Origin of the sequence: Sphingomonas floccifaciens, assembly GCF_042681125.1 — a bacterium.
Classification (GTDB): domain Bacteria; phylum Pseudomonadota; class Alphaproteobacteria; order Sphingomonadales; family Sphingomonadaceae; genus Sphingomonas; species Sphingomonas floccifaciens.
In genome coordinates this window covers 229,147-237,823 of sequence record NZ_JBHUFC010000025.1, presented here as the reverse complement: position 1 = coordinate 237,823, position 8,677 = coordinate 229,147, and the positions used below count along the sequence as shown (strand labels likewise).

Sequence of the window (8,677 nt, the reverse complement as noted above, 5' to 3'; positions counted from 1 at the left end):
GCAGCCCGGTAGCTCGTCAGGCTCATAACCTGAAGGTCACAGGTTCAAATCCTGTCCCCGCAACCACCGGTGTAACATCAAAAGCCCCAGACCCTACGGTCTGGGGCTTTTGTGCGTTCGGCGCACACGCTCCCTCGGCGGCTGGCCGGCTGGCCGGCTGGCCGGCTGCCACAGCCTCGGCAAAGTTCTGCATCTCGAATAGGTCGCATGGGCGGCGTCGTCGTCTCCGGCCCGCGCCGCCAGATCCCCAACCCGCGCAACCACTTCCACCACGGTCTCCTTCAGGATGCCGATGATCTGCTCTTCCAAAATGGGTTCCGCGTCAGTCCGTCCGTTCTTTCGGCGACCGGTCTCTAGTCCAATCCGGATGAAGAGACGGGGCATGTCCGGGGCAGATCAATTCTCGCGGACGCGCAGCGCTTCACGCAGGGAAAAAGCGTCATTTATATGCGCGCACTATGCGATTTCCCGGAATCGCTCTCGAAATAAAACGCGACATGCTCCTAATGCCCCATCCCTGAAGGCGTCGTCATCGGACGACCGCCCACTCGAGGGATAATGTAAATGAGGATTGTTTTGGCAGTGGCGGCTGCGGGCGTGTTTGCCCTTTCGGTTTCCGCCCAGGCGCAGTCGACACTTGGCGATAAGGCGCAGACGGCCGCGCAGACAGCGCCGCCGTCTGCGCGGCCGTCTGCGGGTCGGTTGGCATCACATCGGACTACCGGTTCCGCGGTGTTTCCCAGTCTGACCAGGAAATGGCCGTCCAGGGCGGTATCACGGTCGCCCATGATAGTGGCGTCTACGTGGGCACATGGGCGTCGAACTTGGCCGGCTGGGGCACGTTTGGCGGCGCCAACATGGAGCTCGATCTGATCGGCGGATACAAGCTGCCGGTCGGCGGGGGCTCGCTCGACGTCGGCCTGACCTGGTACATGTATCCCGGCGGTGCCGATAAGACCGACTTCGCTGAACCCTATGCCAGGCTGACCGGAACCGCCGGGCCTGCCACGCTGACGGCGGGCGTCGCCTATGCGCCGAAGCAGCAGGCGATCGGCAGATGGTACAACACCGGTACCGATGCCGCGAACGGCGTCTACAACACGCCCGGCGCGAAGGATGACAATCTTTACCTGTGGGGTGACGGCGCGATGGGCATCGCGGGCACGCCGTTCACGGCGAAGGCGCACATCGGTCATAGCTGGGGCCAGGACGGCTTGGGTCCGAATGCGACCGCGCTCTCCCCGACCGGCAAATACTGGGATTGGTCGCTCGGCGCCGATGCCACGTACAAGAAGCTGACATTCAACGTCACCTACATCGACACCGACATCTCGAACCGGGAGGCGACGTACCTCCGCCCCAGCTTCAGCAAGGGTCAGGACGGCACCGGCAACATCGCCGGCGGCACAGTCGCGGTCTCGCTGACGGCTGCTTTCTGAGCATCGGAGGATACCCATGCAGGACTTGCTGTGGATCGCGATCATGGTCGGGCTGGTGGCGCTGACGCTCGCCTATGTCCGCCTCTGCGACAACGCGTGAGGGAGGGCTGACATGACGCTCGACCTCTGGCTGGCCGCGCTGACGGCGCTTGGCCTCCTCCTCTACCTCGTGGCGGTGCTGATCCGCCCCGAACGCTTCTGAAGGAGGCGGTACCATGACACTTCAGGGCTGGTTCCTGATTATCGCCTTTGCCGGCATCCTCGTGGCGCTCGCCAAGCCGGTCGGCATGTGGCTGTTCGCACTCTACGAGGGGCGGCGTACGCCGCTCCACCTCGTGCTTGGTCCTGTCGAGCGCGGATTTTACGCGTTGTCGGGGATCGACCCGAACGAGGAGCAAGGCTGGCGCCGCTATGCGGTCCACATGCTGCTGTTCAACGCGGCGCTGATGCTCTTTACCTACGCGATCCTGCGGCTTCAGGCCGTGCTACCGGGCAACCCGCGAGGGCTCGATGCCGTCGGCGAGCATCTGTCGTTCAATACCGCGATCAGCTTCACCGCCAACACCAACTGGCAGAGCTATGGCGGCGAGAGCACAATGTCGAACCTCAGCCAGATGCTGGGGCTGACGATCCACAACTTCCTGTCGGCGGCGACCGGCATCGCGCTGGCGTTCGCGCTTTTCCGCGGCTTTGCACGGCGCGAGACGAAGACGGTGGGCAACTTCTGGGCCGACGTGACGCGCGTCACGCTTTACCTGCTGCTGCCGATCTGCGTCGCTCTGACGATCGTCTACATCGCGTCGGGTGTGCCGCAGACGCTATCGGGCGTTGTCGATGTACAGACGCTCGAGGGCGCGCGGCAGTCGATCTTGTTAGGCCCGGTCGCGTCGCAGGAAGCGATCAAGATGCTGGGCACCAACGGTGGCGGCTTCTTCAACGCCAACAGCGCGCACCCGTTCGAGAACCCAACCGCGTTGACGAACCTCATCCAGATGCTGTCGATCTTCGTCATCGGCGTCGGCCTGACGTGGACGTTCGGAAAGGCGGTGGGCAACCCTCGCCAGGGTTGGGCGATCCTGGCGGCGATGATGATCCTGTTCGTGGTCGGCACGGGCGTCACCTATTGGGCGGAAGCCGCAGGCAACCCCGTGCTGCACCAGCTCGGCGTACCGGGCGGCAATATGGAGGGCAAGGAGGTCCGCTTCGGCATCGCCGCCAGCGCGCTCTTCTCGGTCGTCACCACCGCAGCCTCTTGCGGCGCGGTCAACGCGATGCACGACAGCTTCACCGCGCTGGGCGGTCTGATCCCGCTGTTCAACATGCAACTGGGCGAGGTCGTGATCGGCGGCGTTGGCGCCGGCATCTACGGCTTCCTGCTGTTCGCGATCCTGGCGGTGTTCGTCGCCGGGCTGATGGTCGGGCGGACGCCCGAGTATGTCGGCAAGAAGATCGAGGCGCGCGAGGTCAAGCTGGCCGTCCTCGCGATCGCGGTGCTGCCACTGATGATCCTGGGGCTGACCGCATTGTCGTCGGTGCTGCAACAAGGGCTGGCGGGGCCGCTCAACAAGGGGCCTCACGGCTTCTCGGAGATTCTCTACGCCTTCACCTCCGCCGTCGCGAACAACGGATCGGCCTTCGCGGGCCTGACCGCCAACACGCCTTATTACAACGGCCTGCTGGGCGTCGCGATGTGGGTCGGCCGCTTCTTCATCATCGTGCCGATGCTGGCGATCGCCGGTAGCTTGGCGGCGAAGAAGTACACGCCGGAAAGCGCGGGATCGTTCCCGACGACGGGCGGCCTATGGGTCGGTCTCCTGGTCGGCATCATCCTCGTCCTGGGTGGTCTCACCTTCCTGCCGAGCCTCGCGCTCGGTCCCATCGCCGATCATCTCGCGATGATCCGCGGCCAGCTGTTCTGATCGGGGGCCACCATGGCAAAAGCCCAATCCAAAAGCCTGTTCACGGCCGACCTTGTCGTGCCGGCGATCAAGGCGTCGTTCGTGAAGCTCGACCCCAGGGAACTCGTTCGTAACCCGGTCATGTTCGTCACGGCCGCCGTCGCTGCGCTGATGACAATTTTGCTCGTCGTCGGGCAGGACGGTCTGACGATCGGGTTCAAGCTCCAGCTCGTGGTCTGGCTCTGGCTGACCGTGCTGTTCGGGACGTTCGCTGAGGCACTGGCCGAGGGCCGTGGCAAGGCGCAGGCGGCCAGTTTGCGCGCGACCAAGGCCGAGCTCGTCGCCAAGCGGCTGAAGGGTGACGGGCGTCAATATGACGAGGTGCCAGCCAGCCAGCTCAAGGTCGGCGACATCGTCCTCGTCGAAACGCACGATCTGATCCCCTCGGACGGCGAGGTCGTCTCCGGCGTCGCGTCGGTCAACGAGGCCGCTATTACGGGCGAGTCCGCGCCGGTGATCCGTGAGGCGGGTGGCGATCGTTCTGCCGTCACCGCGGGCACCCGCGTCATTTCCGACGAGATCCGGGTCAAGGTGACGGTCGAGCCGGGCAAAGGCTTCCTCGACCGGATGATCGCGCTGGTCGAGGGGGCCGAGCGGCAGAAGACGCCGAACGAGATCGCACTCACGCTGCTGCTGGTCGGCCTGACGATCATCTTCCTGATCGCGGTCGGCACCATTCCGGGCTTCGCCTCTTACGCTGGCGGCAGCATCCCGGTTGCGATCCTGGCGGCGCTGCTCATCACCCTGATCCCCACCACAATCGCCGCGCTGCTATCGGCGATCGGCATCGCAGGCATGGATCGGCTCGTTCGTTTCAACGTCCTGGCCAAGTCGGGTCGTGCGGTTGAAGCGGCAGGCGACGTCGACGTGCTGCTGCTCGACAAGACCGGCACGATCACGATCGGCGACCGTCAGGCGTCGGAGTTCCGTAGCGTCGGTGGCACCAGCGAGGCCGAGCTTGCCGAGGCCGCACTGCTCGCCAGTCTGGCCGACGAGACGCCCGAAGGTCGCTCGATCGTCGTTCTGGCGCGTGACAGGTTCAACCTGCAACGCCCGATGCCGGATGGTGCGGAAGTCATTCCCTTCACCGCACAGACCCGCGTGTCGGGCCTCCGCTTCGGCGACACGCTGATCCAGAAGGGGGCCGTGGACTCAATCCTGAAGGCCAACGAGGGATCGGGCGCGACGGCCGCGGCGACCGAGTTGCGCCGCATCACCGACGAGATCGCGCGCGCCGGCGGCACGCCGCTGGCGGTCGCGAAGGATCGTCGCCTGCTGGGTGCGATCTTCCTGAAGGACGTGGTCAAGGCCGGCATTCGCGAACGTTTTGGCGAACTTCGCACGATGGGCATCCGCACGGTGATGATCACCGGCGACAATCCGTTGACGGCCGCTGCCATCGCAGCCGAGGCGGGGGTCGACGATTTCCTCGCCCAGGCGACGCCGGAGGACAAGCTGGCGCTGATCCGCAAGGAACAGCAGGGCGGCAAGCTGGTCGCGATGTGCGGGGACGGCACCAACGACGCCCCCGCGCTCGCCCAGGCCGATGTCGGCGTGGCCATGAACACCGGCACGCAAGCGGCGCGCGAAGCGGGCAACATGGTCGATCTTGACAGCGACCCGACCAAGCTGATCGAGGTCGTCGGCCTCGGCAAGCAGTTGCTGATGACCCGCGGCGCGCTGACGACCTTCTCGGTCGCCAACGACGTGGCGAAATATTTCGCGATCATCCCGGCGATGTTCGTCGCGCTCTATCCTGGGCTGGGCGTGCTGAACGTGATGGGGCTGGCGACGCCGCAGTCAGCGATCCTCAGCGCGATCATCTTCAACGCGATCATCATCCCGCTGCTGGTGCCGCTGGCGCTGAAGGGCGTCGCCTACAAGCCGATGGCGGCCGGCCCGCTGCTCGCCCGCAACCTCGCCATCTACGGCCTCGGCGGTCTGCTCGCCCCGTTCATCGGCATCAAGATCATCGACCTCGTGGTCGGTGGCCTTGGCCTCGCGTGAAGGACGCATATCATGGGTAAGGATTTCTCCTCCGCACTGCGCCCGGCGATCGTCATGACGATCCTGTTCGCCGTACTCCTCGGGATCGTCTATCCGATGGCGATGACCGGCATCGGCCAAGCGATCTTCCCCGCCCAAGCGAATGGCAGCCTGGTACGCGACGCGAACGGCCAGGTCATCGGTTCGACCGTCGTCGGCCAGGCGTTCGTCAGCGATCGCTATTTCCAGACCCGCCCTTCGGCCGCGGGCAAGGGCTATGACGGGCTGGCCTCGTCGGGCTCCAATCTCGGCCCGACGGCGCAGGCGCTGGTCGACCGGGTGAAGCCGGACGTCGCGAAGCGGCAGGGCGAGGGCGTGACCGGGCCGGTTCCCGCCGACCTGGTCACCGCCAGCGGCTCGGGCCTCGACCCCGACCTGTCGCCGGCCGCCGCCCTCGCGCAGGCGCCGCGTGTCGCCCGCGTCCGCGGCCTGAGCGAGGCTCGCGTCCGCGCTCTCGTCGCCGATCATGTCGAAACCACGGTGCTGGGCGATCCCCACGTCAACGTGCTGGCGCTCAACCGCGCGCTGGACGCCGTGGCGCGCTGATGCCGTCGAACGGGTTTGCCAACGACGCCACGCGGCCAGACCCGGACGCCCTCCTGCGTGCCACCGCGCAGGAGGGAAAGGGGCGGCTGAAGATCTTCCTCGGCGCCGCGCCGGGCGTCGGCAAGACCTATGAGATGCTGTCCGAAGGATCGGCCCGCCGCCGCGACGGCGTCGATGTCGTGGTCGGCGTGGTCGAAACGCACGGCCGCGCGGAGACCGAGGCGCTGACCCGCGGGCATGAGATCATCCCCCGCCGCAGCGTCGCCTATGAAGGCCGCACGCTCGGCGAAATGGACATCGACGCCATCCTGGCCCGCGCGCCGCGGCTGGTGCTGGTCGACGAACTCGCCCACACCAACGCTCCCGGCAGCCGGCACCCCAAGCGATACCAGGATGTCGAGGAACTGCTCGATGCGGGAATTGACGTCTACTCGACCGTCAACATCCAGCACGTCGAAAGCCTGAACGACATCGTCGCCAGCTTCACTCGCGTGCGCGTGCGCGAAACGGTGCCGGATCGCATCCTGGAGATGGCGGAGATCGAAGTCGTCGACATCCCGCCCGACGAGCTGATCGAGCGACTGAAGGCCGGCAAGGTCTATCTTCCCGCCGAGGCTACCCGCGCACTCGGGCATTTCTTTTCCAAGTCCAACCTGTCCGCACTGCGCGAACTGGCGCTGCGGCGCGCGGCGCAGGCGGTCGACGCGCGAATGCTCGACGATGTGCGTGCGCTGGGGCTTGGTGGAACCTGGGCCGGCAGCGACCGGATCGTCGTTGCGATCAGCGAGCTGCCGGGATGCGACGCGCTGGTGCGCGCCGCCAAGCGCGTCGCCGATGGCCTCCGCGGTCCCTGGACCGCCGTTTTCATCGAGACACCTCGAGCCGCCCATTTCACCGACGAGCAGCACGCCCGGGTGGCGGCGACGATGACGCTGGCGACCCAATTGGGAGCGGCAGTCGCGACCGTGCCCGCTGAGACGGTCGTCGCGGGTATCCAGTCGGTGCTCAAGGACCTGCGCGCAACGCAGCTTGTGCTCGGAAAATCGAACCGAAGCAAATGGTTCGAACTTCGCTATGGCTCGGTTGTCGACAGGCTCGTGCGCGACACCCCCGATGTCACCGTACATGTCCTTCCGATGCCGATGGCTACGAAGCCCACCGACCGCGGCAGGCGACGTGCCGGCCAGTGGGGCACGGGGACAGGCTATGCGGTGACGACGGCAATGGTTGCTGGGATCACTGCACTCGCCAGTGCGCTGTTCACGATCCTAAATCTTGGCAACGTCGCGCTGCTCTACCTGCTCCCGGTCATGGCGGCTGCCAGCTTCTTCGGATTGCGGACGGGGCTGTTCGCCGGCCTTGCCTCCAGTCTCGCCTATAATTTTTTCTTCCTGCCCCCGACGGGCACGCTGACCGTCAACAATCCGGAAAACGTCGTTTCCGTCATCGTGCTGCTCGGCATCGCAATCGCAACCAGCCAGCTGACCGCGCGCGTGCGGGCACAGGCCGACCTCGCCACAGCCAGCGCCCGCACCAACGCCACGCTGGCGGGTTTCCTGCGGCAAATCGCCGGGGTCAACGATCTTGATGTCGCCGCCCAGATGATCTGCGACGATGTTCGTCGCCTGCTCGACGTGCAGGTCGTGCTGCTCGGGCGGCCTGGCGGCTCAGACCTCGAGATACTGGCCGCCAGCGATCCGGCTTACCGTCTCGATACCATGGACAACGCCGCTGCCAGTTGGGTGTTCGACACCGGCAGTCCGGCCGGCAAGGGCTCTGGCACGCTCGCGGCATCGGAGTGGCTGTTCCAGCCCATGAAGGCGGGCGATCGGGTGCTGGGCGTGCTGGGTGTGGCCAGCGACAAGGTCGGCAGTCCGGTCCGTGCCGATCAATTGCCGCTCCTCAGCAGTCTGATCGATCAGGCTGCGCTTGTCCTGGAACGTCTTCGATTGCAGACCGAGATGCGCGACGTTGACGTGGTTCGCACGCGCGATCGCCTGCGCGCCGCGTTGCTTTCCTCCGTCAGTCATGACTTGCGAACGCCGCTCACCGCGGTGATCGCTGCCGCGGCCCAGCTACACCACGGTGCCACGCCCGAATTGATCGGGACGATCGAGAGTGAAGCGCAGCGGCTCAACCGCTTTGTCTCCAACCTGCTCGACATGGCGCGTGTGGAAGCCGGCGCGCTGAAGCTGAAGATCGAGGCGACTGACCTGAGTGATGCGGTGACCAGCGCGGCGCACGATGCCCGGCGTGCACTGGAAGGACATGATGTCCGTCTCGATGTCCCGCCCGACCTGCCGCTGGTGCTGGCCGATCCGCAATTGTTGCACCATTGCCTGCTCAACCTCCTCGATAACGCCGGCCGCTATGGCGAGCCGGGAACCGAGGTTGTGATCGAAGGGCGCAATCATTTCGGCGAGCTGCGACTTGCCGTGCTCGATCACGGCCCGGGCCTTCCGCCCGGTCGCGAGAGCGAGGTGTTCGAGACCTTCAAACGGCTGGAAGGCTCCGATCGCGCGATCGGCGGTACCGGGCTGGGCCTCGCCATCGTGAAGGCTTTTGCCGAAGCGATGGGGATGATCGTCGAGGCAGCCAACCGGCCGGACGGTAGCGGCGCCGCCTTCGCGCTGATCTTCCCTCCTGCCCTCATCGTTCGCGATTTTCCGACTGAAAGCGGTTCCTGAC

6 protein-coding genes and 1 pseudogene are annotated in these 8,677 nt (G+C 65.8%); all 7 read left to right on the top strand.

The genetic code is table 11. From position 1 onward, the window contains the following. The first annotated feature begins 207 nt into the window (after window positions 1–207). The gene (locus ACFSC3_RS20370) at window positions 208–357 is read left to right on the top strand and encodes a hypothetical protein (protein WP_380942229.1); all 150 of its coding nucleotides are present in this window, start codon (window positions 208–210) and stop codon (window positions 355–357) included. 207 nt (window positions 358–564) lie between these two features. Further along, window positions 565–1,439: pseudogene (locus tag ACFSC3_RS20365) on the top strand (TorF family putative porin). Window positions 1,440–1,551: 112 nt separating this feature from the next. After that, window positions 1,552–1,641: a K(+)-transporting ATPase subunit F gene (gene kdpF, locus ACFSC3_RS20360; protein ID WP_038665721.1), complete on the top strand. Its 90-nt coding sequence runs from the start codon at window positions 1,552–1,554 to the stop codon at window positions 1,639–1,641. A gap of 13 nt (window positions 1,642–1,654) precedes the next feature. Next, window positions 1,655–3,358, top strand: a complete 1,704-nt coding sequence (kdpA, locus tag ACFSC3_RS20355; protein WP_380942226.1) for a potassium-transporting ATPase subunit KdpA — start codon at window positions 1,655–1,657, stop codon at window positions 3,356–3,358. Window positions 3,359–3,370: 12 nt separating this feature from the next. Beyond that, window positions 3,371–5,404: a potassium-transporting ATPase subunit KdpB gene (gene kdpB, locus ACFSC3_RS20350; RefSeq protein WP_380942224.1), complete on the top strand. Its 2,034-nt coding sequence runs from the start codon at window positions 3,371–3,373 to the stop codon at window positions 5,402–5,404. 12 nt (window positions 5,405–5,416) lie between these two features. After that, window positions 5,417–5,989, top strand: coding sequence for a potassium-transporting ATPase subunit KdpC (kdpC, locus tag ACFSC3_RS20345; RefSeq protein ID WP_380942222.1), 573 nt, complete (start codon window positions 5,417–5,419; stop codon window positions 5,987–5,989). After that, the gene (locus ACFSC3_RS20340; RefSeq protein WP_380942221.1) at window positions 5,989–8,676 is read left to right on the top strand and encodes a DUF4118 domain-containing protein; all 2,688 of its coding nucleotides are present in this window, start codon (window positions 5,989–5,991) and stop codon (window positions 8,674–8,676) included. Before kdpC ends, ACFSC3_RS20340 begins: the two co-directional genes overlap by 1 nt. Window position 8,677: the final 1 nt, after the last annotated feature.

What these genes read in the sequence shown, in the direction of transcription:
- kdpC (WP_380942222.1), top strand. Translation starts at nt 5,417, where the DNA reads ATGGGTAAGGATTTCTCCTCCGCACTGCGCCCGGCGATCGTCATGACG.
- ACFSC3_RS20340 (WP_380942221.1), top strand. Translation starts at nt 5,989, where the DNA reads ATGCCGTCGAACGGGTTTGCCAACGACGCCACGCGGCCAGACCCGGAC.
- ACFSC3_RS20370 (WP_380942229.1), top strand. Translation starts at nt 208, where the DNA reads ATGGGCGGCGTCGTCGTCTCCGGCCCGCGCCGCCAGATCCCCAACCCG.
- kdpB (WP_380942224.1), top strand. Translation starts at nt 3,371, where the DNA reads ATGGCAAAAGCCCAATCCAAAAGCCTGTTCACGGCCGACCTTGTCGTG.
- kdpF (WP_038665721.1), top strand. Translation starts at nt 1,552, where the DNA reads ATGACGCTCGACCTCTGGCTGGCCGCGCTGACGGCGCTTGGCCTCCTC.
- kdpA (WP_380942226.1), top strand. Translation starts at nt 1,655, where the DNA reads ATGACACTTCAGGGCTGGTTCCTGATTATCGCCTTTGCCGGCATCCTC.